The organism is Caulobacter sp. GW821-FHT11A05 (assembly GCF_058809015.1).
Genome location: NZ_JBXASF010000004.1, coordinates 123,986 through 148,617 on the forward strand (window position 1 = coordinate 123,986; position 24,632 = coordinate 148,617).

A 24,632-nucleotide genomic window follows, 5' to 3' on the forward strand; every position below is an offset into this window, starting at 1 on the left:
ACCACGGCCTGCGGCCGCGGTCCCCCTCCCCCGATGGGGGAGGAACTTCAAGCCAGCCAGACCATCATCCGCGTCGCCGCCTCCTCGCCGCGCGCCAGGCTGTGCTTGCGCTGCACCTGGCCGGTGTAGAGGAAGCCGGCCTTGCACAGCACCGTGCCCGAGGCCGGGTTGTCGCTGAAGTGGCCGGCGACGACGAAGCGCTTCTTCCACTCGTGCTTGGCCCAGGCCAGCGCCCCCTGCAGAGCCTCCGACGCAAAGCCCCGACCCCACCAGTCGCGGCCGACCCAATAGCCGACTTCCAACGGCTCGCCCGGCGGGGTGAAGAAGCCCAGGCCGCCGATGACGCCCTCCTCCTCGTGCTCGAGCAGGAAGTTATGGTCGGTGCGCGGGTCCTTGGCCTGGGCGCGGGTGATGAACTCCACGGCGTCCGACAGGTCGTAGGGGTGCGGCACCCGGCTGGTCATTCTGGCGATGTCGTAGTCGGCCATCAGCGCGGCCAGGCGCGTCTCGTCGCCCGGGGCCGGGGCCCGCAGGGTCAGCCGGCGCGTCTCTATCCTTGGGGTCTGTTCGATCAGACACATTGTTCTGCCTCCCGGTCCCTCTGACGGGGACCCTGAAACGAAAGAGGGGAGTCCGGCGATCCGGACTCCCCTCTGGAGTTTCGTGTCCGGATCGCTTTGGCGGCGCTCCGGAGAGAAGGTCTCTAGGTCGCCTTATTCAGCGGCCTCGGCCATCTTCGGAACAACCGTCGCGTAGGTGCGGTCGTTACGCTTGGTCACAAACTTCACGTTGCCGGTTTCGAGGGCGAAGAGGGTGTGATCCTTGCCGATGCCGACATTCTCGCCCGGCCAGAACTTGGTGCCGCGCTGGCGCACGATGATGTTGCCGGCCAGCACCGCTTCGCCGCCGAACTTCTTCACGCCGAGACGGCGGCCAGCCGAGTCGCGCCCGTTGCGCGAGGAGCCGCCTGATTTCTTGTGAGCCATATCGCTCTCCTATCCTCTATCGACGAGGCCCTTTAGGCTTCGTCGGTGTCCTTCTTGGCGGCCTTCTTAGGGGCGGCCTTCTTGGCGGGGGCGGCTTCAGCGTCGTCGGCCTTGGCGGCCTTCGGGGCAGCGGCCTTCTTCGGCGCGGCGGCCTTCTTCTCGGCCTTGGGCGCTTCGGCGGCGGCTTCGACGACCGGGGCCTCGGCGGCCACGATGGTTTCTTCCTCGACGACCGGAGCGGCCTTGGCCTTGGTCGCCTTCTTGGCCGGCGCCGGCGCGGCTTCGGCCTTCACGGCGAATTCCGGCAGCTTCAGGTTCCGCGAGCGGGCGTTGAGCTCGGCCTTGGTGGTCATGTCGACCACGCCGTCCCACTTGGCGTCGCCGATGGCGGTGACGCGCAGGACGGTTTCCTGCTGGCGGTGACCGCGGGTGCGGCGGTAGCCCTGGCGACGGATCTTCTTGAAGATCTTCACCTTCTCGCCCTTGCGGGTTTCGATCAGGGTGGCCGTGACGGCCGCGCCAGCGACCATGGGAGCGCCCACGGTGACCGCATCGCCATCGCCCAGCATCAGGACTTGGTCGAAGGAAACTTCAGCGCCGGGTTCACCAGCCAGTTTTTCGACAACCAGCAGGTCACCGGGGGAAACCCGGTATTGCTTGCCGCCGGTTTTGATCACCGCGTACATCGGTCCGTCCTGAACGTGAGATAGCAAAAACGATTGCGCCCCGCAGGCTGGGCCCGGGAGCGAAGGGAGGCGTCTTATACAGACGGACTCGCCTGAGTCAACGCAGACGGGCTGTCAAAACCCACCGACTTCAGCTCTTCGGAGATGACGGTGAACTCCACCAGCTGCGCCGCGCCGAAGGTGGTGACGATGGCCACGTCGGTGGCGTCGCGGCCCACGGCCATCAGCAGCCGGCCCACCCGGGGCATGTTGTGGCGGGCGTCGAAGGTGTGCCAGGCATTGCCCAGCCAGACCTGGAACCAGGCGCTGAAATCCATCACCCCATGCACCGGAATACCGATGTCGCCCATGTAGCCGGTGCAGTAGCGGGCCGGGATGTTCATGCAGCGGCAAAGGGTGATGGCCAGGTGGGCGTAGTCGCGGCAGACGCCCAGGCCCTCCTCATGGGCCTCGGAGGCCGTCTTGGTCGAACGGGCGTGCTCGTAGCCGAAGGCCACGCGCTTATGGGCGTACTCGACGATGGCCTGCACCCGGGCCCAGCCGGGGGGCACGCCGTCGAACAGCTTCCAGGCCAGGTCGCGCAGGAGCTCGGTGTCGCAGTAGCGGGACGGCAGCAGGTATTCGATCACCGCGTCGGGCAGGTCCTCGACCGCGTGCTGGACGGCGCCTGGCGTGATCGGGTCGGGAATGCCGCTGTCCTTGATGATGAAATCGCTGTGGATGGTGAAGCGGCCCGGGGGTGCGACCACCCGGCTGCAGATGTTGCCGAAGGTGTCGATGTACTGGCGGACCGGGACAAAAGGCTCGGTCAGCACGGTGTCGGGGGTCTCGAAATCGCCGGCCCGTTCCGGCCGGACATTGACCATCATCAGCATCGGCGTCGCAACCGGGCAGTCGTAGCTGATCCTGTAGCCGGCCCGTATGCGCATCTGGTGGTGTCCCGCCCGTTGAAAGTCCGGGCCAATCTCAGCCCGCTTGCGCAACTCTCAGCGGGAAAGGCGGTTGCGCAGCCTGGGCGTCCTCTACAGACAAATCGACCTCGACGTCCATGCCGACGTAGTCCTCGGCCTCGCCGTCCCAGGTTCCGTGCAGCGGCAGGGCCAGGCGCGGATCGGCGACGACCGCCACCCGGATGAGGTCGAGATTGCCGACGATGCCGTTGGTCGGGTCGAAGTCCACCCAGCCGCAGCCGGGCACATAGGCGCGGGCCCAGGCGTGGGTGTGGCCGCCGCCGGTGCGGCCGGATTTGGCCGAGCCGGAGTAGACGTAGCCGGAGACGAAGCGGGCGGCGACGCCGAGGCTGCGGGCCGCCTCGATCAGCAGGACGGCGAAGTCGCGGCAGCTGCCGGTCCGCAGGGACAGGGTCTCGGCCGGGCTCTGCGGGGCGCCGCTCAGGCGCAGGGCGTAGGCGAACTCGGACCGGATGGCGTGGGTCATGTCGGTCAGCACGGTGGAGACCGGCAGATCGCCGTTGGCGGGCAGGAAACGGCGGGCCCACTGTTCCACCTCGCCGGCGTCCTGATGACGGCGGTGCAGGGAGGTCGCCAGCTCGGCGCGCTCGTCCTCGTGGTAGAGGAAGTCACAGGCCCCGAGGCGCAGGTCGCTGTGCTCGAGGTCGAAGGGCATGTGCGGCGTGTGCTCGATCCGCACCCGGCTGTCGAACACCAGCCGGTCGGCGGGGCGGTCGAAGCGGGCGACGCCGACGCAGGCGCCGCTGACGTCCTGGATGTGGCGCAGCATCTCCGGATCGGGCGAGACGGTGACCTGGGCCGAGATCAGGCGTTGATCAAAGGCCTGCAACGGCCGGAACATCATCCGATGCTCGCCGAAGGCCACCGGCTTGCGGTAGCGGTAGGTCGTCAGGTGGCGAATGGAGACGATGGCCATTGTCAGAACAGGGGCTCGATTTGAACGGCAAGGCCAGGGGACTGCTTGTCACAGGCGAGGGTTCGCCAGTGATTGCGCAAAAAGCGGGCGCCGAATCGCCGTTTGTCCTGATAGCGGACCATGCCGGTCAGGAAATCCCACTCAGCCTTAACAATCTCCAACTGCCCCATTCAGAAAGGCGGCGACATATCGCCCTAGACATCGGTGTTGCAGGAATGGGCCCGATTCTCAGTGACGATCTAGGGGCTTGCCTGATCGCCCAGCGCTATTCTCGGCTGGTCATCGACTGCAACCGGAATCCCCAGCGGCGCGACGCCATCTGCGAGGTCAGCGACGGGACGGTGGTGCCCGGCAACCTGGAACTGACGCCCGCCGACCGCCAGGCCCGCATCGACGAGATCTTCACCCCCTATCACGAGGCCATCGCCACCGAGCTGGACGCCCGTGGAGACCGTCCGACGGTGATGGTGGCCCTGCACAGCTTCACGCCGTCGATGGCCGGCCACGCCCGTCCCTGGCGCTTTGGCGTGCTGCACCTGGGCGCCTCGCCCTTTTCCGACGCCATGCTGGCCCGGCTGCGCCAGACCTTCGGGCCGGAAGTCATCGGCGACAACCAGCCCTACCACATGGACGACATCGACTATTCCATCCCCCGCCACGCCATCGGCCGGGGACTGGACTACCTGGAGCTGGAGGTCCGCCAGGACCTGATGGCCGACGCCGCCGGCGAGGCGGCGGTGGCGGCGCAGATCGCCCCGCTGCTGCGGGCGGCGCTGGCGGATGTCGGGCTTTAGGGACCAGACCTGACGATCGAAGCGGCGAAACCATTATACCGCCGCTCGGCCGACCAACAAAAAAAGGCCGCGCCGATAAGAGCCGCCGATTCTGAGCCAAACCCCACCATCCGTTGGCTTTTGCGTGGGTTCAGGCCACGAGGATGTGGCTCCGGCGGTTGGTCGAAGGGTTGGTCGATGCGCTGCGAAGGTTGGTCGAAAGCGCGTCGCGGCGACCAACGCCCTTCGCGGAGGCGCCGGCGAGCCCCTCGAACGCCGATGAATATGTCTAGACATATTGCGACAAAGCCCAGCGGGCGGGCGTTTTCGGGCGGCCGAAGGATGACAGCGAAGGGGGATGGCAGAGAGTCCCTAGACCGTTACAATATAACATTCTATAGCCCGTCCCGTGAACCTCGCCGTCTTCGCCTCCATCGCCGCCGCCGGCTTTGCCGTCGCCTTCATGCACGCGATCCTGCCGACCCACTGGCTGCCGTTCGTGCTGGTCGGGCGGGAGCAGAAGTGGTCGGCCGGCAAGACCCTGGGGGTCACTGCCCTGGCCGGGCTGGGGCATGTGGCCTTTACGGTGCTGATCGGGGCGGTGGTGGTGGCTGTCGGGCTGGTGGCGGCCCCGGCGCTGGAAAGCTGGTTCAAATGGGTCGTGGCCGCCGTGCTGGTCGGCCTGGGCGTCTTCTATCTGACCCGCGAAGCCCACCAGCACCCGGACAAGCCGCGCCGCTACCTGTCGGACCGGGCGGCCATTGCCGGCCTGGTGCTGCTGCTCACCCTGTCGCCCTGCGAGGCCTTCATCGGCGTCTACATGACCGCCATCAAGCATGGCTGGCTCGGGTTCGGCCTGCTCAGCCTCGTCCTCATGGCAGCCACCGGGGCGGCGATGATGCTGTTCACCGGCCTGATGCTGGCCGGGGCGCGGTTCGTGAAGCTGGACGCCCTGCAGGCCAAGGAGTCGACCATCCTCGGCTGGGCCCTGATCCTGATGGCCGGGGCGGTGATCATCTTCGATATCTGACACCGAGGGGGATGACCGGAGATTCGACCGGCGCCCCGGTTTCATCATGGCCATTGAGCCCCTAGATAGGCGCCATGACCTCCCAGACCGCTGGCAAGACCCCCGTCACCGTCCTCACCGGCTACCTCGGCGCCGGCAAGACCACCCTGCTGAACCGCATCCTCACCGAGGACCACGGCAAGCGCTACGCCGTCATCGTCAATGAGTTCGGCGAGGTGGGCATCGACAACGACCTGGTGGTCGGGGCCGATGAGGAAGTGTTCGAGATGAACAACGGCTGCGTCTGCTGCACGGTGCGCGGCGACCTGATCCGCGTGCTGTCGGGGCTGATGAAGCGCAAGGGCGGTTTCGACGCCATCATTGTCGAGACCACGGGCCTGGCCGATCCCGGCCCGGTGGCCCAGACCTTCTTCGTCGACGACGACGTGCGGGCCAAGACCCAGCTCGATTCGGTGACCACGGTGGTCGACGCCAAGCACCTGCCGCTGCGGCTGGCCGACAGCAAGGAGGCGGTCGAGCAGATCGCCTTCGCCGACCAGATCGTGCTCAACAAGACCGACCTCGTCAGCGAGGTGGAACTGTTGGCCGTCGAGGCCTCGATCCGGCGGATCAACCCGCTGGCCCCGATCCACCGAACCACCCGCAGCCAGGTGCCGCTGGAGGCCATCCTCGGCCGCGGCAGCTTCGACCTGGGCCGGATCACCGACCTGGAGCCGGAATTCCTCAACCCCGGCCACGGGGAAGAGGGCCATGTGCATGACGAGCACTGCGAGCATGACCACCATGGTCATGACCATCACCACGACCATGACCACGGCCCTGTCCACGACCACGCCGCCGAGGCGGGGATCAAGGGCGTCAGCCTGACCGCCGACAGGCCGCTCGACGGCATCCGGGTGACCAACTGGCTGAACCAGCTGCTGGCCGAAAAGGGCGCGGACATCCTGCGCGCCAAGGGCATCATCGACATCAAGGGCGACGAGCGGCGGCTGGTGTTCCAGGCCGTGCACATGATCCTGGAAGGCGACTACCAGCGGCCGTGGACCGACAAGGACCAGCGCTACAGCCGGATGGTGTTCATCGGCCGGGATCTGGACGAGGCGGCCCTGAAGGCGGGTTTCGCGGGGTGTGTGGCTTAGTTCAAGTTCCTCCTCCGGCGCGCAGCGACGGGGGAGGGGGACCGCCGGCCCGACTTAGGGCCGGTGGTGGAGGGGGCAGCACCGGCGGTTCGGGTTGATCCTGAACGCCGTCATCTCAGTCCGCGCCAGAACGCTCCCTATCCTGACAGGCCGGCGCTGCCCCCTCCACCACGCGCGTATCCGCGCGCGGTCCCCCTCCCCCGTCAGGCCTTCGGCCTGCCGAAGGAGGAATAAAAAAGGGCCGGTGTTTCCACCGGCCCTTTTCCGTATCTCGTGGAGCCTGAAGCCCTACTCGATGTCTTCGTTGATGATGCCGACCTTGAAGTAGCCGTTCTCCTGCAGGACGTTCAGCACTTCCATGAAGTCTTCATAGAGCACGTCCGGATCGGCTTGCAGGAACACCCGCTCGGTCTGCGGAACCGAGGTGACGCCCTTCTTGACCATGTCGGCCGGGATGTCGGCCGGCAGGTTCTCCAGGCGGGTCTGCTGGCCGTCGATGAACAGCGCGCCAGACTTCTGGATGAAGACGATGGTCGGATCCGGCGGCTTCTTGGCGTTCGGGGGCGGCGGGATGGCCGGGGGCAGGTCGATGGCGATCGACACCGTGGCCAGAGGGGCCGCGACCATGAAGATGATCAGCAGCACGAGCATGACGTCGACGAACGGCGTCACGTTGATCTCGGAATTCTGCCCGAGATCGAACTTTGACTTCTTGCCGCCGCCGGCCAGTTGGGCACCCATTCGAACACTCCTCGTGGCGAGCCCCTTAGGCGGCCCGTCTGTTATTCGCTTCTCCCATGGCGCAGGAGCGGCGGCCTGTAAAGCCCGTCTCTCGCCGTGAGGGAATCTGAACGCCGCTATGGCCCAGTGGGGTCCATCCGGTCTAAGCGGAAAAGCATGATCCTCGAATTCGACGCCTATGTGACCGCCGCGCTTTTCGACGCCAAAGCCGTACCGATGTTCGCTTTGGGCGACGGCACGGCGCGCCTTGTAACGCTTGAAGGATTCGTCACGGTGCAGGCCCACGACGGGGCTGTCCTGGCCGCCTGCGCCCATCCTTCGGGCAGCGGCATCCTCACCGCCGGCGACGACGGCCGGGTGGTCTGGAGCCGCCTGGAGGGCGAAGACCTGGTCGCCAGCGAAATCGCCAACATCAGGGGAAAATGGATCGACGCGGTCGCCGCCAGCGCCGAATCCGGCCTCATCGCCTTCGCCGCCGGCCGCGAGCTGCACGTCCGCGATTCGAAGGATGCCGCCTTTTCGCGCATCTTCACCCACGACAAGTCAGTGGCCGACATCGCCTTCGACCCCAAGGGCCGGCGAATCGCCGCCGCCACCTACGGCGGGGCGGCCCTGTGGTACGCGCGGATCGAGAAGCAGGTCCCGCAGATGCTGAAATGGGCCGGCAGCCATGCGCAGGTGCTGTGGAGCCCGGACGGCAAGTTCCTGATGAGCTCGATGCAGGAGAACAGCCTGCACGGCTGGCGCCTGAGCGATTCCAAGGACATGCGGATGGGCGGCTATCCGGCCAAGGTGAAGAGCCTGGCCTTCCTGTCGGGCGGGCTGATGCTGGCCACCTCCGGGGCCAACGGGGCGGTGGTCTGGCCGTTCCAGGGCGCCAACGGGCCAATGGGCAAGGAGGCGGCCGAGATCGCCTATGACCAGGACGCCATGGTCACGCGGGTGGCGGCGACGCCGGGCGGCGGGGTGCTGGCCGGCGGGCTGGACGACGGGCGGGTCTGGGTCTGCGACCTGAAGAGCGGCCGGCGCGAGATGATCAAGGCCGAGAAGGGGGCGGCGATCTGCGCCCTGGCGATGACGCCGGACGGGCGGTCGGTGGCTTGGGGCGACGAGGACGGCGGGGCGGGGCTGGCGGCGAGTCCGGTGTAGCCCTCCCTCCCCGAATGGGGAGGGCAGGCGCGCGTTGCGCGCCGGGTGGGGCAGTGGGTCACCGCTGCCGCTCGGTTATGTTTCTCAGCGCTTCGTCTCGAAGGCCAGTGGCCGACTTCCCCACCCGACGCGCGTAACCGCGCGTCTACCCTCCCCAATTCGGGGAGGGAGGTCACAGCGGCCGTTTGGTCCGGTAGACGATGACCTCGAACGGCTCGCCGCCGAAGTTCATGTAGCTGAAGCCGACGTCGATCTTCGCCCCGACCACCTCGCAGTCGAGATAGCGGGTGGTGGCCGGGTTGATGGGCTGCTTGCAGCTCCAGTCGCCCAGGTGCAGGGCGGCCAGGCCCTTCAGGTAGAGCTCGGCCTGGCGGATATCGTCGACCGGGTGGCCGGGGGCCGGGTAGCGGGCCAGCTGCACGGCGTCGAGCTTGCCATCGAGGAAGAAGTAGCGGACCCGCCAGGTCGTCCCGAGGTGGAAGACGCCCGGCTGCTCCAGCTCGAGAATCGCGCCGTTGAGGCCGTCAATCGCCTTGGGCGGTATGGCGCCCGGCGTGGCGGCGGCGACGGTGGCGACATCGTCGTCGGCGTGGGCCTTGCCGAACAACAGCTCGCCGACCTGAACATTTCCGGCGGCGAGGGTCAGGGCGGCGGACAGGATCAGGGCAAGACGCATCGCGGCTCCTCCAGGCGGACGCCGCATCATCGCTGGCCACCGGCGGCCGGGCATCCCCCATTGCAGGGGGTCAGTCGAAGCCGCGCATCTCCGCCCAGACCTCGAACGGATCGCGGCGGGTGCGCAGGGTGTTGATCGGCGCGTCCTCGTCGGCGTAGCCCAGCGCCATGCCGGAAAACAGCATGTGGTCGTCGGGCAGACCGAGGAAGTCACCCACCGTCTTGGGATAGCGGGCCCAGAACTCCTGGGCGCAGGTGGCGAGGCCCCGCTCGACCGCCAGCAGCATCAGGGTCTGCATATACATGCCGACGTCGGCCCACTGCGGCGGGCCCAGCTTGCGGTCGAGGCTGAAGAAGATGCCGACCGGGGCGCCGAAGAACTGGGTGTTCTTGAACAGCTGGCGCAGGCGGGCCGGCTTGTCGTCGCGGGGGATGCCAATGGTGGCGTAGAGGTCCTCGCCGCATTCGAAGCGACGGGTGCGGAAGGGGTCCCAGAGGTTTTCCGGATAGACGGCGTATTCCGGCTCCTCGCCGCCGAGGTTGGCGCCGACCTTGGCCTTGAGCTCGTCCAGCGGCGCGCCGGCCACGGCATGGACCCGCCAGGGCTGCAGGTTGCCGCCGCTGGGGGCGCGATGGGCGGCCTCGAGCAGTTCGCGCAACAGGGGCGCGGGCACGGGGTCGGGCTTGAAGGCGCGGACCGAAACGCGGGCGGCGACGGCGTCGGATACGTTCATGGCGGCGACTCTCGCGACAAGGCAGGTTCGGACGGCTAGCATGCGCCCCCAAGGTCAAGGCAAGGGTGAACACAGATTGTCCGACGAGCCGCCCCGAGACGAGGATGAGCCGCCGGTGGAACCGGCCGAGGAGGCCCTGCCCGAGGCGGAGACGGAAACGCCGGACGCCGGGCCGCTGGAGGTCGTGACGCCTGAGGACCTGCCCGAGGACGTGCTGGAGGCTGTGCCGCCGGACGACGCGCTGGCCGATGTCGAGGGCGTGCTGGAGCCCGAGGCCGAGCCAGAGCCCGAAGCCGAGCCCGAAGCCGAGCCCGAAGCCGAACCAGAGGCGGAACCCGAGCCTGAGCCCGAGCCGCCGCTCGCCATCGAACCGCCCCCTGCCCCGCCGCCGCGCAGGCCTCGCCCGGCCCGGCCGTCGGCGCCCGCCAGACAGACCAGCTTCCTCGGCAAGGTGGTGCGGCGGCTGCTGCTGATGCTGCTGGTGGTCGGGGTGCTGGCGCCGGTGTTCTCGACGCTGCTCTACCGTTTCGTGCCGCCGCCGGTGACGATTCTGATGATCCAGCGCCTGTTCGAGGGCAAGGGCCTGGACCGGCGCTGGATGTCGCTGTCGAGGATGAGCCCGGCCCTGCCCAATGCGGTGATCGCGGCGGAAGACGCGGGCTACTGCAGCCACTGGGGCTTCGACTTCAAGGCCATGGAAAAGGCCATGGCCCACAACCAGCGCCGGCCGGGCAAGATCCGCGGCGGCTCGACGATCAGCCAGCAGACGGCCAAGAACGTCTTCCTCTGGCCGCAGCGCTCCTATGTGCGCAAAGGCCTGGAGGCCTATTTCACCGTCCTGATCGAGACCCTGTGGGGCAAGCGGCGGATCATGGAGGTCTATCTCAACAGCGTCGAATGGGGCCCGGGCGTCTACGGCGCCGACTCGGCCGCGCGGCGCTATTTCGGGGTCGGCGCCGATCAGCTGAGCCCCACCCAGGCCGCCCGCCTGGCCGCCATCCTGCCCAGTCCCCTCAAGTGGAAGGCGGCGACGCCGGGGCCATATGTGCGCAGGCGCTCGCGGCGGATTGGGGCGGCGAGTGGAACGGTGCGGCGGGAGGGGTTGGCGGCCTGTATTCGGTAGGGGGACTGGATCGCCGCCGCACCGGCCTGTCGGGGCGCTCTTCACGTCTGGAGCGGCGTTCCTGTCCCCGATCGGCGCAAATCGGGGACAGGAACGCCGCCCCAGGCGCCTGTGCACCGACGTCGCCCATCCTGCGCGGCGATCCAGTCCCCGCCCCTTGACGCCGTTAACCGCCTGCGGTCCCTTGCCGCACCCCAATTCCCAAGGAAGCGTCCCATGAAGAAGACGACCCTGATGGCGGCCGCCGCCGCCCTGGCTCTGACCGGCGGCATCACCGCCCTCGCCGCCGGACAGGCCCCGGCCCCGGCCCCAGCCGCCGCGCCCGCCGCAACCCCGACGCCCGAGGAGGCCAAGGCCTTCGTCGACAAGGCCGAGGTCGATCTCGCCAAGCTGTCCGAATACGTCAACAAGTCCAGCTGGGTGCGCGCCACCTACATCACCGAGGACACAATGTTCCTCGAGGCCAAGGCCGGGGCCGAGGCCACCACGCTGGCCACCGACCTCGCCGTGCAGGCGGCGAAGTACGACAAGACCGACGCCGACCCGGTCACCCGCCGCAAGCTGGACATCCTCAAGCGGGCCCTGGTGCTGCCGGCCCCGCAACGGCCTGGCGCCGCCGAGCAGATGGCCACCATCGGCAGCCGGCTGGACAGCATCTACTCGACCGGCAAGTTCGAGTTCAAAGGCAAGCAGATCACCCTCAACGACGCCGAGGACGTGCTGGCCAGCAGCCACGACCCGGCCGAGCTGAAGGCGGCCTGGGAGGGCTGGCATTCGATCTCGCCGGTGATGAGCGCCGACTACGCCCAGCTCGTCGACCTCGCCAACGAGGGCAGCAAGCAGCTGGGCTACGCCGACACCGGCGCCCTGTGGCGCTCGGGCTACGACATGGCCCCCGACGAATTCGCCGCCGAGACCGACCGGCTGTGGAAACAGATCGAGCCCTTCTACAAGAACCTGCACTGCTATGTGCGGACCAAGCTGAACGCCCAATACGGCGACGCCGTACAGCCCAAGACCGGCCCGATCCGCGCCGACCTCCTGGGCAACATGTGGGCCCAGCAGTGGGGCAACATCTATCCGATCGTCGCCCCCAAGGAGGACGCCTCCGCCTACAGCCTCGACAAGCTGCTGGTTGAGAAGGGCTATGACCCGGTGAAGATGGTGAAGACCGGCGAGAACTTCTATTCGTCGCTGGGGCTCAGCCCCCTGCCCGAGACCTTCTGGACCCGCAGCCAGATCGTCCGGCCCGAAGGCCGCGAGGTGGTCTGCCACGCCTCGGCCTGGGATCTCGACGACCGCGACGACATCCGCATCAAGATGTGCACCAAGGTCAACGCCGAGGACTTCTATACCGTCCACCACGAGCTGGGGCACAACTACTACCAGCGCGCCTACAAGGATCAGCCCTACATCTTCAAGGGCGGGGCCAACGACGGCTTCCACGAGGCGATCGGCGACTTCGTCGGCCTCTCGGCCCTGACCCCGACCTACCTCAACCAGGTCGGCATTCTCGACAAGGTTCCGGGGACAGAGGGCGATACGCCCTTCCTGCTCAAGATGGCGCTCGACAAGATCGCCTTCATGCCGTTCGGCCTGCTGGTCGATCGCTGGCGCTGGCAGGTCTACGACGGCTCGGTGAAGCCGGCCGACTACAACGCCGCCTGGTGGAAGCTGCGCACCCAGTACCAGGGCATCACCCCGCCGGGACCGCGGCCGGCCAACGCCTTCGACCCGGGCGCCAAGTACCATGTGCCGGCCAACGTGCCCTACACCCGCTACTTCCTGGCCCACGTCTATCAGTTCCAGTTCCACCGGGCCGCCTGCAAGCAGGCCGGCTGGAAGGGCCCGCTGCACCGCTGCTCGGTCTACGGCGACAAGGCGGTCGGGGCGAAGTTCAACAAGATGCTGGAGATGGGCCAGTCCAAGCCCTGGCCGGACGAACTGGAAGCCTTCACCGGCGAACGCCGCACCGACGCCAGCGCGGTGACGGAGTATTTCGCGCCGCTGAACAAGTGGCTGATCAAGCAGAACAAGGGCCAGAAGTGCGGCTGGTAGGCCGTCTCTAGCCACCGCATCCGGACTGCCAGACCCTCGCGCCAAGCCGGCGCGAGGGTTTTTTCTGGCCCGCTCGGCCGACCATCGCCGGAACGGCAGCGACAACCCATTGAATTTGCTGCGTTAATATTCCTATGGTGAATTCCGCTTAGGGTTGCGGAAAAATTCAGCAAATCCATAGGCAGGTCCGTTTACCGAGAACGGGCAGTCTTCGGCTTCGTCGGGCGAATGTGCCCGGGGTCGGGTCGGGGCTGAAGCCATGTCGGGGCGTATCTTGAGAACCGCGATTGCGCGGCTGGGACAGTTTGGTGCGCGCAAGGACGGCGCCATCGCCGTGCAGATGGCGTTCCTGGGCATGCCGATGGTGGTGCTGACCATGGGGGCGGTCGACATCGCCAACGGCTCGGCGGCCAAGACCAAGCTGCAGGACGCGCTGGACGCCGCCGCCCTGACCGCCGCCCGCTCCAACCAGTTCACCGACACCGGCCTGCAGACCATCGGCGCTCAGGCGCTGACCGCCAACATGACCGGCTCGCAGGCCACCGTCACCTCCTCGTCCTTCAAGGCCGAGGGCAACAAGGTGATCGCCTCCGCCAAGGCCAAGGTGACGCCGATGATCGCCGGCCTCTGGATGCAGGGCGACATCGTCGTCGGCGCCAAGGCCGACGTCACCCGCTCGGTCAACAAGATCGAACTGGCCCTGGTGCTCGACACCACCGGCTCGATGAAGGGCGCAAAGCTTGCCAACCTGAAGACCGCCTCGAAGAACCTGATCGACACCCTGGAAAAGGCCGCCGACCGCAGCGTCGAGACCGATCCGGTGAAGATCGCCATCGCCCCCTTCTCGATGACCGTGAAGGTGGGGACGGCCTATCGCAACTCCGCCTGGGTCGACCAGAACGCCGCCGCCCCGATCAACGACCAGATCTTCGCCAGCCACGCCAACCGCTTCACGCTGCTGAACAACATCGGCGTCTCCTGGGGCGGCTGCGTCGAGAGCCGGGCCGCGCCCTACGATGTGCAGGACACCGCGCCGAGCACCGGAACGCCGGCCACCCTGTTCACCCCCTACTTCGCGCCGGACGAGCCGAGCAGCGGCGGCACCTACTACAACAGCTACCTGCCGGACGTGACCAACAGCTCCAACTGGCAGACCCGCCAGGGCTATGTCGCCAAGTACAATCGCAGCCCGACCTCGACCGGCACCAATTCAAGCACCGGCTACATCTACGGGCCCAACAGCGGCTGCCAGCTGTCGCCGATCACCCGCCTGACCAACGACTGGGACGGCCTCAAGGACGCCGTCGACGACATGGTGGCGGTCGGCGACACCAACATCCCGCTCGGCCTGATGTGGGGCTGGCACCTGCTGAGCCCGAACGCGCCGTTCGCCGACGGCCGGCCCTACGGCACGGCCAAGTCGACCAAGGTCGTGGTTCTGATGACCGACGGCGAGAACACCATGGGCTCGACCGGCAACAACAACGCCTCGCTGTACAACTCGCTGGGCTACATCTGGCAGGGGCGGCTCGGTATCACCTCGGGCAACACCGCCGCGCGCAAGGCGGCGATGGACGCCAAGCTGACCACCCTGTGCACCAACATGAAGGCGCAGGACATCGTCATCTATACGGTGCGGGTCGAGGTCACGAGCGGCGACTCCAGCGTCCTGCGCGGCTGCGCCACCTCCAACGACAAGTTCTACGACGTGCAGGACGCCAGCCAGCTGACGGCGGTGTTCAACGCCATCGCCGGCTCCATCGAGAACCTGCGGATCCTCAAGTGAGTTACCCGTCGTTCACCTTGTTCATTGGCGGTTTCCTTTACCAGGCGCCGCGTATGAATGCCGATCAAGATTGGGGCCACTATGATCGACGCTCACGCCGCTGACGGATTCGGAGCACGCCTGCGCGGGTTTCTGCGCCGGTTCGCGCGCGCCCGTCGCGGCGCGGTGGCGGTTCAGTTCGCGGCCATCGCCCTGCCGCTGGCGGTGCTGTCGCTGGGTCTGATCGACGTCAACCGGGCCAGCATGTCCAAGCGCGGCCTGCAGGACGCCCTGGACGCCGCCGCCCTGATCGTCGCCAAGTCGAGCGCCACCACCAACGCCCAGGCCGACAGCATCGGCGACGCCGCCCTGGCCGCCCAGCTGGCGACCATGACCGCCGACGACGGCGTGCTGGCCTCCTCGACCTTCACGCTGGGCGGCACAAACAACACCACGGTGCTCGCCGACGCCACCATCGAGGTCGACCCGGTGGTGGCCGACCTCTGGCTGCAGGGCGACATGAGCGTCGGGGCCCACTCCGAGGTCATGCGCGCCTCCTACGACCTGGAAGTGGCCCTGGTGCTCGACGTCACCACCTCGATGGCCGGCACCAAGCTCACCGACCTGAAGGCCGCCGCCACCAGCCTGGTCGACCTGGTCGTGAAGACCAGCCAGACGCCCTACTATTCGAAGATGTCGATCGTGCCCTACTCCAACGCGGTCAACGTCGGCAGCGCCAACGCCGCCCTGGCCCGCGGGGCGATCCCCGCCGCCAAGACGATCACCGGCGCCTCCTGGGCGAGCGGCGCGGCCAAGGGCATCAGCGGCGCGACCAAGGCCAACCCGGTGGTGGTCACCGCCAACGGTCACGGCTTCAACAACGGCGACCGGGTCTACATCGCCGGCGTCTCCGGCATGACCCAGCTGAACAACCGGGTCTTCACCGTCGCCGGCAAGACGACGAACACCTTCCAGCTCTCGGGCGTCAACGGCTCGAGCTACAGCACCTATTCCAGCAGCAGCAACGACTACGTCACCAAGTGCCAGGCGACCGACTGCGAGGTGGTGGTCACCTCCCCGGCCCACGGCTTCGCCAACAACGCCTGGGTCTATGTGACCGGCGTCGGCGGCATGACCCAGATCAACAACAGCGGCAACACCGCCTGGCAGGTCAGCAACGTCGCCACCGACACCTTCTGGCTCGTGGGCAGCGTCGGGCCCAGCTACAGCGCCTTCAGCTCGAACGGCTCGGCCTACTGCACGACCAATGGCTGCGAGTACCAGCGGTTCACCAACACCTCGGGCAGCACCAGGATCCACCGGGTCAGCACCTGCGTCAGCGAGCGGACGACCAACCCCTATGACGACGTGTCGCCGGCCACGACCCTGCTGGGGACCAACTATCCGGCCAGCGGCAACCCCTGCCTGACCAACACCATCACCCCGCTGACCAGCACCAAGACCACCCTGACCACGGCGATCAGCGGCCTGGCCGCCTCGGGCTCGTCCGGCGGTCACATCGGGGTGGCCTGGGGCTGGTATTCGATCTCGCCCAACTTCAGCTCGATCTTCACCGGGACCAGCACGCCCGCGGCCTACACCGCGCCGCACATCAAGAAGGTGCTGATCCTGATGACCGACGGCGAGTACAACAGCTCCTACTGCAGCGGCGTCATCGCCCAGGACTCGACCACCGGCTCGGGCTCGAGCAGCGACCACATCAACTGCAACGCCCCCAACGGCAACACCTACGACCAGTCGTCGGCCCTGTGCACGGCGATGAAGGCGCAGGGGGTGATCATCTACACGGTCGGGTTCCAGGTCCCCAGCCCGTCCAGCGCCGCGACCCTGGTCAACGGCTGCGCCACCGACGCCGCCCACGTCTATACGCCGTCCACCGGCACGGCGCTGCAGGATGCCTTCGAGGCGATCGGGGCCGACATCGCCTCGCTGCGAATATCCAAATAGCGCCGTTCTCGACGCTTCCTTTACTCCTGTGGCGCATCCTCGCTCCCGAAAGCGGGGATGCGGCCATGCTTAGGCTTTGGACACGGGCGAAGGACAGGCTGGCGGGCTTCCGCCGCCATGAGGGCGGCAACGTCGCCATCATCGCCGCCATCGGCGTGCCGGTGCTGGCCCTGGCCAGCTTCGCCCTGCTCGACATCAACCGGGCCAGCACCCAGAAGCGCGAGCTGCAGGACGCGCTGGACGCCGCCGCCCTCTATGCCGCCCGCTCCCCGGCGGTCACCGACGCCGACCTGCAGAAGGTCGGCGAGAAGGCCTTGATCGCCCAGCTGGGAACGATGGTCGACGCCAAGCTGATGAGCTCGACCTTCAAGCTGGGCTCGGGCGGCGCGGTGATCGCCACCGCCCAGGCCAGCGTCAAGCCGTTCGTCTCCAACATCTGGCTGCAGCGGGACATGGTGGTCGGCGCCGACTCCGAGGTGCTGCGCTCGATGAACCGCATCGAGCTGGCCCTGGTGCTGGACAACACCGGCTCGATGGCCGGCTCCAAACTGGCCAACCTCAAGATCGCCGCCAAGAACCTGATCGACACCCTGGCCGCCTCCGCCGCCCGCAGCAGCGAGCCCAACCCGGTGAAGATCGGCATCGTCCCCTTCAGCCAGACAGTGAAGGTCGGGGCGACCTACAAGGGCCAGTCCTGGATCGACCAGACCGGCGCCGCCCCGATCAACAACGAAATCTTCTTCGACAAGGCGACCGGGACGACCGTCGCCGCCAACCGCTTCACCCTGCTCAGCAACATGGGCCAGACCTGGGGCGGCTGCGTCGAGACCCGGGCCCAGCCCTATGACGTGCAGGACACCGCCCCCAGCGCCGGCACGCCGGCCACCCTCTACACGCCCTTCTTCGCGCCCGACGAGCCGGACTCGCCGTCCAAGTCCGGCTGGCAGAACGGCGACTTCGGCTGGTTCAGCAACGACTACCTGCCCGACGAGGTCTTCAGCGGCTCTAACTGGAAGGTCCCGCAGGGCTACATCGGCAAGTACGACCAGGCGCCGAGCGGCGGCGGCGGACCCAACCGGGGCTGCGACCTGCAGCCGATCATGCGGCTGACCGCCAACTGGTCCGGCCTCAAGAGCCTGGTCGACGGCATGGTCGCCACCGGCAACACCAACATCCCGATCGGCGCGGCCTGGGGCTGGAACCTGCTGTCGCCGACCGGCCCGTTCGCCGACGGCTCGGCCTATGGCACGCCCAAGCTCAGCAAGATCGCCATCATCATGACCGACGGCGACAACGTCATGAGCGACGCCAAGAACGACAACGAGAGCAACTACAACGCCCTCGGCTACCTCTGGCAGAACCGCCTGGGCATCAACGGCGGCGGCGAGGGCGCCCGCACCTCGGCGATGGACAAGCGGCTGGCGCTGCTGTGCGAGAACATGAAGGCCAAGGGCATCGTGGTCTACACGGTGCGGGTCGAGGTCAAGTCGGGAGCCAGTTCGTTGCTGAAGAAGTGCGCGACCAGCTCGGACCGCTACTACGACGTTCAGGATGCCGACGACCTCGACGACGTCTTCCAGCGCATCGCCGGCGAGATCTCCAACCTGCGGATCTCGAAGTAGGCCCCGACAGTCGCTGGCGGCCCTTCCCCACACACCCACGGCCGTCATCCTGGGCCTTGTGCCCAGGATCCCGGGTTCAACCGCCGCAAGCCCATGCCCTGGAGGCGCGGCCGCGCCTCCACCCCACCGTGGGTGCGGCGGACAGCGGGATCCTGGGCACAAGGCCCAGGATGACGGTGGCAGAGTGGGCGCCGGGTTGGACCTCGACAGCCGCCTCAACCCGAAAGTCAGGCCGCCGCCGCTTCATTCGCCGCGCCGCAGGCCAGGCTGAGCGCCTCGAACAGCGCCTCGGCCGAGATCGGCTTGGTCAGATGGCCGTCGGCCCCGGCCTCGGCCGAGGCCCGCACATGTTCCGGCAGGGCGTTGGCCGACAGGGCCCAGATCGGCGTGTGGCCGGTTTCGGCGGCGCGGATGGCGCGGATGGCGGTCAGGCCGTCCATCACAGGCATCTGCATATCCATCAGCACCAGGTCGAAGCCCTGCGACAGGGCCGCCTCGACGGCCAGCGCGCCGTTCTCGACGCAGGTCAGCTCCACCCCGGCAGGCTCCAGCAACAGCTGCACAACCCGGCGGTTGACCGCATGGTCCTCGGCCAGCAGCACGCGCGGCGCGCGATCCCCGGCCATCGCCGCCGGCGCGGCGGCGACCACGGCGTCCGGCTCGGCGACGGAGGCCAGCGGCAGGGTCAGGATGAAGGTCGCCCCCCGGCCGGGCGTGGCCTCGGCGGTCAGGTCGCCGCCCATCGTCCTGGCCAGCTGGCTGGAGATGGCCAGGCCCAGGCCCGTGCCGCCGAACCGCCGGGTGATCGAGCCGTCGGCCTGTTCGAAGCGCTCGAACATCCGGGCCTTGAACTCAGCGTCGAAGCCGATGCCGGTGTCGCGCACGGCCAGGGCCAGCACCCCCTTCTCAACGAAGGCGCGCAGCGACACCGATCCCTTGCCGGTGAACTTGATGGCGTTGGACAGCAGATTGCCGACCACCTGGCGCAGCCGCACGGCGTCGCCCTCGAACCAGCCGTCCGCAGACGGATCGATGTCGAGACCGAAGGCCAGGCCCTTCTCGGCGGCCAGGGGGCGGAACAGGTCGGCGATCGCCCGCAGCGAGGCGCTGAGGGCGAAGGGCTCGGCCTTGAGATCCAGCTTGCCGCTTTCGATACGGGCCAGGTCCAGCAGGTCCGAGAGGATGGCCTGCAGCGTCTGGCCGGAGGTCTCGATCAGCCCGACCATCTCCGCCTGGTCCGGCGTCAGGGGCGTGCGCGACAGGGCCGAGGCCACGCCCATCACCCCGTTCAGCGGCGTGCGGATCTCGTGGCTCATGTTGGCCAGGAACTCGCTCTTGGCCCGGCTGGCCGCCTCGGCGACGTCCCGCGCCCGGCCGACCTGCTCCTCCGACCGCTTGCGGTCGGTGATGTTTTTCAACACCCCCAGCATCCGGATCGGTTTGCCGTCCGGCCCCAGGGTCTGTTCCGCCCCCGAGAAGGCCCAGACCTCGCGACCGTCAGGGGCGGCTATCCGGTATTCGGTCCGGAAAGGCACGCCCTCCTTCTGGTGCCGCTCCCAGGCGGCCATGGCCATCGGCTGGTCATCGGGATGCACCAGGTCCCAGCCCTTGGAGGCCAGGTCTTCGAAGGTGACGTCCTCGCCGAAGAAGGTGTTGGCGGCCCCGTCGACCTTCAGGTCGCGCGCCTCGTAGTCGATCTCGTAGACCAGCACGTCGGCGATCTCGAGCGCCAGTTTCAGCCGCTGTTCCGACCGCTCGGCCCGGTCCAGCGCGGTGATGACGTCGGTGATGTCATGGCTCATGGCGATCAGCCCGCCGATCTCGCCGTCGGCGTCGCACCAGGGGCCGATCTCGGCCCGCAGCCAGCGTTCGCGGCCCTTTCCGTAGGGCACCCGGATGCGGTCGGACCAGACGTTCTCCCCGGCCAGGCAGCGTTCGTAGGTCTCCTTGAGCTCGGCGTAGGATTCTGGGAACAGGTCGCCGACGAAGGCGCCGAGGGCCCGCTCGCGGCTGACGCCGCTGTCCTTGCACCAGCGGGCGTTGACGTAGACGTAGCGCAGGTCGCGGTCGCACATGGCCAGGGCGACCGGCGCCGAGCGCATGATCACCTCCTTGAGGGCGACGGCGGCGCGGGTCTCGCGGTCGGCCGCCTCGCGGGCCCGTTCGGCGCGCAGCCGCTCGACGGCCTCGGACAGCAGGGCGGCGCAGTCGGCCAGGTGGGCCAGCGCCACCTCGTCGCGAGCCTTGGGCCGCGCCGACAGCACACAGAGCGAACCGATGCGCAGGCCGCTGCTCAACCGCAATGGCGTGGCGCAATAGAAACGGGCGTAGGGCGACCCCGTGGTCCAGGGATGGTCGGGATTGGAGACCAGGGCGTCTTCCAGCCAGATGCCGTTCTCGTTGCGGACGCTGACCGAGTCGTCGGCGTCGACCAGGCTGTCCTCGAAGTCGGCGAAGGCCGAATGCCAGATCTGGCCGTCCTCGTTGAGCACCACATAGGCGTGCTCGGCGCCGCTGAGCGCCGCCGCCATGCCGCAGACCCGCTGGATGGTCGGGCGCAGGGCGGCGAGGTCCAGGGAACGGACTTCGCGCAGGCCTTCGGCGGCGGTGTGCTCGGGCGCGTTTTGCGCCATGGACGGGTCCCCCAGCAAGTTGCCGGAAGTGTCGCAGGCGCCGGTTAAGATTGGGTGGGGCTCGGCGCTTTTCCTAGCCGAGCTTTATTTCCGCCAGCCGCTGCTTGAGGAAGTCGTCGGCGGTGATCGGGGTCGGATAGCGGTTGGGATGCTCCGCGTCGGCCCGGCCGGGCAGGGTCTCGATCAGGTGATCGGGCGCGTAATGCAGGAAGAAGGGCGTCGAGTACCTGGGAACATTGCGCCGCTCGGGCGGCGGGTTGACCACCCGGTGGGTCGTCGAGGGCAGGTAGTCGTTGGTCGCCCGCGACAGCATGTCGCCGATGTTGACCACCAGCGAGCCGGCCGGGGGGTTGATCGGCAGCCAGCGGCCGTCGCGGTCGAGCACTTCCAGCCCGCCCTCCTCGGCGCCCAGCAACAGGGTGATGGCGTTGATGTCCTCATGGGCGCCGGCCCGCTCATTGGGCCCGTCGAAGCCGGCCGGCGGATAGTGCAGCAGCCGCAGGATGGAGTTGCCGTCCTTGACCTGCACATCGAAGGTGTGGCGCTCGAGGCCGAGGTAGGCGGCGATGGCCTGCAGCACCTTGCCGCCCATGCGGTCCAGGGCGTCGAACAGCCAGGTCAGCTCCTCCTTGAAGCCCTCGACCTCGGAGACCCACAGGTTCTCCGGCATCGAGGCCGAGTATTTGTGGCCGGCGGGCAGGTCGCGGCCGACGTGCCAGAATTCCTTGAGGTCGAAATGCGCCGCGCCCTTGGCGGTCTCGACGCCGAACGGGGTGTAGCCGCGCTGGCCCTTGCCGCCCTCGACGAAGTATTTCTTCTTGGCCGCTTCCGGCAGGGCGAAGAATTCCTTGGCCCGTTCGATGGCGCTGTCGATCTTCGCCTGGCCCATGCCGTGATCGGAGATGACCGCGAAGCCGTAGCGCCGGAAACTGTCGCCCAGCGCCTTGGAGAAGCCGGCGAAATCGCTCTCGTACTGCTTGAACGAGACGGGGGCGATGGCGGAGGGGGCGAGGCCGGTATCGGTCATTGGGAAGACGCTCTGCAGTTGGGCTGGGTTTTCTACACCAGCCGGGGCGCCGACGAAACTACGGGGTCTTGCGGAAGAACGGTCGGGAACCTTGGGCGGCGAAAGCCGTTGCGGCCTCTCTGCCCCTTCCTGAGGACCCACCATGATCCGTCGCGCCCTGACGCTCGCCACCTGCCTGACCGCCGCCGCCGCCCTGGCCGCCTGCACCACCACCGACCCCTACACCGGCGAGGTGGTGCGCGATAACACCGGCACCGGCGCCATCGTCGGGGCCATCGGCGGCGGGCTGCTGGGCTATCTCACCAACACCAACGACAGCGAGCAGGGCCGCAAGAACGCCTTGCTGGGAGCCGGGGTCGGCGCCCTCGGCGGGGCGGCCGTCGGCAATTACATGGATCGCCAGCAGGCCGATCTACGCCGCGAACTGGCCGACAGCGGCGTCACCGTGACCCGCGACGGCGACAACCTGATCCTCAACATGCCCAGCGACGTCACCTTCGCCTCCGGCAGTGAGACCCTGCAGCCGCAGTTCTACGACACCCTGGACGACGTCGGCCGGGTCCTGCAGGCCTATCCCTCGACCCTGATCGACATCACCGGCCATGCCGACAGCGACGGGGCCGACGACTACAACCTGGCCCTCTCGGAGCGCCGCGCCCGCTCGGTCGCCGACTACCTTGTCCAGAACAGCCGGCTGAACCCCAACCGCGTCGCCCTGGCCGGGCGAGGCGAGCGCGACCCGGTCGCCTCGAACGCCACCGCCGCCGGGAAGGCCCGCAATCGCCGGGTCGAGATCCTGATCCGTCCGCTTCGCGGCTGACCGGCAGGTCGCCCTGTCGGGTTGGGGACGGGTGGTGATACCCTCCGCGGTGATCTGGAGAGCCCGTCTTGAAACCCGTCCCCCTGACCTGTGATGAAGCCTCCAGGAAGCTGCTCGGCCGGCCGGCCGACGACCTGTCGGAGCTGGAGCGGGCGGTGATCGAGCGGATCATCGCCCGCGGCGCCATCTCCCGCGACCTGTCCGAAGACGACGAGATGACCTTTGGCCAGCGCCTCGCCGACCGGGTGGCCGCGGTGGGGGGGTCCTGGGCCTTCATCATCGGCTTCGGCGTCGTGCTGGTCCTCTGGGTCGGGCTGAACGCCTGGGCGCTGGGCGTGGCCGGGCTGAAGCCGTTCGACCCCTACCCGTTCATCTTCCTCAACCTGATGCTGTCGATGCTGGCCGCCCTGCAGGCTCCGGTGATCATGATGAGCCAGAACCGTCAGGCCCTCAAAGACCGCGAGGCCGCCCGCCACGACTACGAGGTCAACCTCAAGGCCGAGCTGGAGATCATGGCCCTGCATGAGAAGCTCGACGTCATGCGCGAACACGACCTGGCCGCGCTGATGAAGCGGCAGATCGAGATGCTGGAACGGCTGGCCCCGGCCGCGAAGCCTTGAATTCATCCGGGCGGCCTTGAGAAATCCTCGGGTTCCATGACCCGGCGGCAAGAGGCTATGCAGGGACAAGCTTCCGGAGCCTTCGCCTTGACCGACCTTGCCGCCCTGTTCCAGCCGCTGTCCTTCGCCCACGGCCCGGCAATGAAGAACCGCCTGATGCTGGCCCCGCTGACCAACCTGCAGAGCCATGTCGATGGCACGATGTCGGACGACGAGTTCAGGTGGCTGGTCAAGCGGGCGCAGGGCGGCTTTGGCCTGACCATGACCTGCGCGGCCCATGTGCAGCGTATCGGCCAGGGCTTTCCCGGCCAGCTGGGCGTCTGGTCGGACGACCATCTGCCGGGCCTGACCCGGCTGGCGGCGGCGATCAAGGCTGAGGGCAGCGTGGCGGTGGTGCAGCTGCATCACGCCGGCATGCGCTCACCGGCCGAGATCATCGGCGAGGCGCCGGTCTGTCCGTCCGACAACGAGGAGTTCAAGGCCCGCGCCCTGAGCGGCGACGAGGTCGAGCAGTTGAAGGCCGACTTCGTGGCCGCCGCCGTGCGGGCCGAGAAGGCTGGGTTCGACGGCGTCGAGTTCCACGGCGCCCACGGCTACATCCTCTGTCAGTTCCTCAGCAGCGAGATCAACCAGCGCACCGACAAATGGGGCGGCTCGCTGGAGAACCGGATGCGCCTCATCCACGAGATCCTCATCGAGGCCCGCGCCGTCTGCCGGCCCGATTTCCAGATCGGCCTGCGGCTGTCGCCCGAGCGCTTCGGGCTGAAGCTGCCGGAAATCCGCCGGGTGGCCGGCATGCTGATGACCAGCGGCCTGATCGACTACCTGGACATGAGCCTGTGGGATGTCGGCAAACTGCCGGTCGAGGAGGAGTTCCAGGACAAGTCGCTGATCGACTGGTTCGCCGAGTTGCCGCGCGGCGATTGCCGCCTCGGCGTCGCCGGCAAGATCATGGAACCGGCCCATGCCGCTTCGCTGCTGGACAAGGTCGACTTCCTGCTGCTCGGCCGCGCCGCCATCCTGCACCACGACTGGCCTCTGCGCGCCGCGGCCGAGGACGGCTTCAAGCCGGTCAGCCTGCCGGTCACCCGCGCCTACCTGGCGAACGAGGGCCTCGGCCCTGCCTTCCAAGACTACATGGCCGGCTGGAAAGGGTTCGTCTCCGAGGAAGCGGCATGACCTTCGGTCAGGCTTGC

Annotated in this window: 21 protein-coding genes and 1 pseudogene; 12 read left to right on the top strand and 10 right to left on the bottom strand. The window is 67.9% G+C overall.

Annotated features, from left to right (window positions below; translation table 11 throughout):
• Positions 1-47 precede the first annotated feature (47 nt).
• From AC1RSK_RS08170 to AC1RSK_RS08190, 5 genes and pseudogenes are all read right to left on the bottom strand, one after another.
• Complete coding sequence (locus tag AC1RSK_RS08170) at positions 48-581, bottom strand: GNAT family N-acetyltransferase (RefSeq protein WP_492907000.1); 534 nt, start codon at positions 579-581, stop codon at positions 48-50.
• A gap of 132 nt (positions 582-713) precedes the next feature.
• Complete coding sequence (rpmA, locus tag AC1RSK_RS08175) at positions 714-986, bottom strand: 50S ribosomal protein L27 (protein ID WP_487296537.1); 273 nt, start codon at positions 984-986, stop codon at positions 714-716.
• 233 nt (positions 987-1,219) lie between these two features.
• Positions 1,220-1,672: pseudogene (rplU, locus tag AC1RSK_RS08180) on the bottom strand (50S ribosomal protein L21); the annotation flags it as partial.
• A gap of 74 nt (positions 1,673-1,746) precedes the next feature.
• Positions 1,747-2,601, bottom strand: a complete 855-nt coding sequence (locus AC1RSK_RS08185; RefSeq protein WP_492907001.1) for a transglutaminase-like domain-containing protein — start codon at positions 2,599-2,601, stop codon at positions 1,747-1,749.
• Positions 2,602-2,638: 37 nt separating this feature from the next.
• The gene (locus AC1RSK_RS08190; RefSeq protein WP_492907002.1) at positions 2,639-3,559 is read right to left on the bottom strand and encodes a transglutaminase family protein; all 921 of its coding nucleotides are present in this window, start codon (positions 3,557-3,559) and stop codon (positions 2,639-2,641) included.
• 68 nt (positions 3,560-3,627) lie between these two features.
• On the opposite strand from AC1RSK_RS08190, the gene AC1RSK_RS08195 reads away from it, so the two are divergent.
• The 3 genes from AC1RSK_RS08195 (at position 3,628) to AC1RSK_RS08205 (ending at position 6,501) form a co-directional block, all read left to right on the top strand.
• The gene (locus AC1RSK_RS08195) at positions 3,628-4,353 is read left to right on the top strand and encodes an N-formylglutamate amidohydrolase (protein ID WP_492907003.1); all 726 of its coding nucleotides are present in this window, start codon (positions 3,628-3,630) and stop codon (positions 4,351-4,353) included.
• 388 nt (positions 4,354-4,741) lie between these two features.
• On the top strand, positions 4,742-5,362 hold the full coding sequence (locus tag AC1RSK_RS08200; protein WP_492907004.1) for a hypothetical protein: 621 nt from the start codon (positions 4,742-4,744) through the stop codon (positions 5,360-5,362).
• 74 nt (positions 5,363-5,436) lie between these two features.
• The gene (locus AC1RSK_RS08205; RefSeq protein ID WP_492907005.1) at positions 5,437-6,501 is read left to right on the top strand and encodes a CobW family GTP-binding protein; all 1,065 of its coding nucleotides are present in this window, start codon (positions 5,437-5,439) and stop codon (positions 6,499-6,501) included.
• 288 nt (positions 6,502-6,789) lie between these two features.
• Here AC1RSK_RS08205 and AC1RSK_RS08210 read toward each other — a convergent pair whose 3' ends face one another.
• Positions 6,790-7,242: a biopolymer transporter ExbD gene (locus AC1RSK_RS08210; RefSeq protein WP_492907006.1), complete on the bottom strand. Its 453-nt coding sequence runs from the start codon at positions 7,240-7,242 to the stop codon at positions 6,790-6,792.
• A gap of 156 nt (positions 7,243-7,398) precedes the next feature.
• Between AC1RSK_RS08210 and AC1RSK_RS08215 the strand changes: the two genes are divergently transcribed.
• A complete protein-coding gene (locus tag AC1RSK_RS08215; RefSeq protein ID WP_492907007.1) occupies positions 7,399-8,391 on the top strand; it encodes a WD40 repeat domain-containing protein in 993 nt (330 codons plus the stop codon).
• A gap of 172 nt (positions 8,392-8,563) precedes the next feature.
• On the opposite strand, the gene AC1RSK_RS08220 is transcribed toward AC1RSK_RS08215, so the two are convergent.
• Together AC1RSK_RS08220 and AC1RSK_RS08225 are read right to left on the bottom strand one after the other, a co-directional pair.
• Positions 8,564-9,067: a hypothetical protein gene (locus tag AC1RSK_RS08220; RefSeq protein WP_492907008.1), complete on the bottom strand. Its 504-nt coding sequence runs from the start codon at positions 9,065-9,067 to the stop codon at positions 8,564-8,566.
• A gap of 70 nt (positions 9,068-9,137) precedes the next feature.
• Positions 9,138-9,800, bottom strand: a complete 663-nt coding sequence (locus AC1RSK_RS08225; protein WP_492907009.1) for a nitroreductase — start codon at positions 9,798-9,800, stop codon at positions 9,138-9,140.
• 451 nt (positions 9,801-10,251) lie between these two features.
• On the opposite strand from AC1RSK_RS08225, the gene mtgA reads away from it, so the two are divergent.
• From mtgA to AC1RSK_RS08250, 5 genes are all read left to right on the top strand, one after another.
• Complete coding sequence (mtgA, locus tag AC1RSK_RS08230; RefSeq protein WP_492907137.1) at positions 10,252-10,923, top strand: monofunctional biosynthetic peptidoglycan transglycosylase; 672 nt, start codon at positions 10,252-10,254, stop codon at positions 10,921-10,923.
• A gap of 216 nt (positions 10,924-11,139) precedes the next feature.
• Entirely contained in the window at positions 11,140-12,981 is a 1,842-nt protein-coding gene (locus AC1RSK_RS08235) for a M2 family metallopeptidase (RefSeq protein ID WP_492907010.1), read from the top strand.
• Between the two features lie 274 nt (positions 12,982-13,255).
• Positions 13,256-14,767 carry a TadE/TadG family type IV pilus assembly protein gene (locus AC1RSK_RS08240; protein ID WP_492907011.1) on the top strand — a complete coding sequence of 504 codons (1,512 nt, stop codon included), beginning with the start codon at positions 13,256-13,258 and terminating at the stop codon, positions 14,765-14,767.
• An 81-nt stretch (positions 14,768-14,848) separates the two neighbouring features.
• On the top strand, positions 14,849-16,714 hold the full coding sequence (locus AC1RSK_RS08245; RefSeq protein WP_492907012.1) for a ubiquitin-activating E1 FCCH domain-containing protein: 1,866 nt from the start codon (positions 14,849-14,851) through the stop codon (positions 16,712-16,714).
• A gap of 65 nt (positions 16,715-16,779) precedes the next feature.
• Positions 16,780-18,336: a TadE/TadG family type IV pilus assembly protein gene (locus AC1RSK_RS08250; protein ID WP_492907013.1), complete on the top strand. Its 1,557-nt coding sequence runs from the start codon at positions 16,780-16,782 to the stop codon at positions 18,334-18,336.
• 227 nt (positions 18,337-18,563) lie between these two features.
• Here AC1RSK_RS08250 and AC1RSK_RS08255 read toward each other — a convergent pair whose 3' ends face one another.
• A complete protein-coding gene (locus AC1RSK_RS08255; RefSeq protein WP_492907014.1) occupies positions 18,564-20,969 on the bottom strand; it encodes an ATP-binding protein in 2,406 nt (801 codons plus the stop codon).
• A gap of 73 nt (positions 20,970-21,042) precedes the next feature.
• A complete protein-coding gene (locus AC1RSK_RS08260) occupies positions 21,043-21,996 on the bottom strand; it encodes an isopenicillin N synthase family dioxygenase (protein ID WP_492907015.1) in 954 nt (317 codons plus the stop codon).
• A gap of 142 nt (positions 21,997-22,138) precedes the next feature.
• Here AC1RSK_RS08260 and AC1RSK_RS08265 point away from each other — a divergent pair, with 142 nt between their 5' ends.
• The 3 genes from AC1RSK_RS08265 to AC1RSK_RS08275 all read left to right on the top strand — a co-directional run bounded on the left by AC1RSK_RS08265 (position 22,139) and on the right by AC1RSK_RS08275 (position 24,615).
• On the top strand, positions 22,139-22,816 hold the full coding sequence (locus AC1RSK_RS08265; RefSeq protein WP_492907016.1) for a YiaD family glycine zipper/OmpA-like lipoprotein: 678 nt from the start codon (positions 22,139-22,141) through the stop codon (positions 22,814-22,816).
• 68 nt (positions 22,817-22,884) lie between these two features.
• Entirely contained in the window at positions 22,885-23,436 is a 552-nt protein-coding gene (locus AC1RSK_RS08270) for a DUF1003 domain-containing protein (protein WP_492907017.1), read from the top strand.
• An 87-nt stretch (positions 23,437-23,523) separates the two neighbouring features.
• Positions 23,524-24,615 carry an NADH:flavin oxidoreductase gene (locus AC1RSK_RS08275; protein WP_492907018.1) on the top strand — a complete coding sequence of 364 codons (1,092 nt, stop codon included), beginning with the start codon at positions 23,524-23,526 and terminating at the stop codon, positions 24,613-24,615.
• Positions 24,616-24,632: the final 17 nt, after the last annotated feature.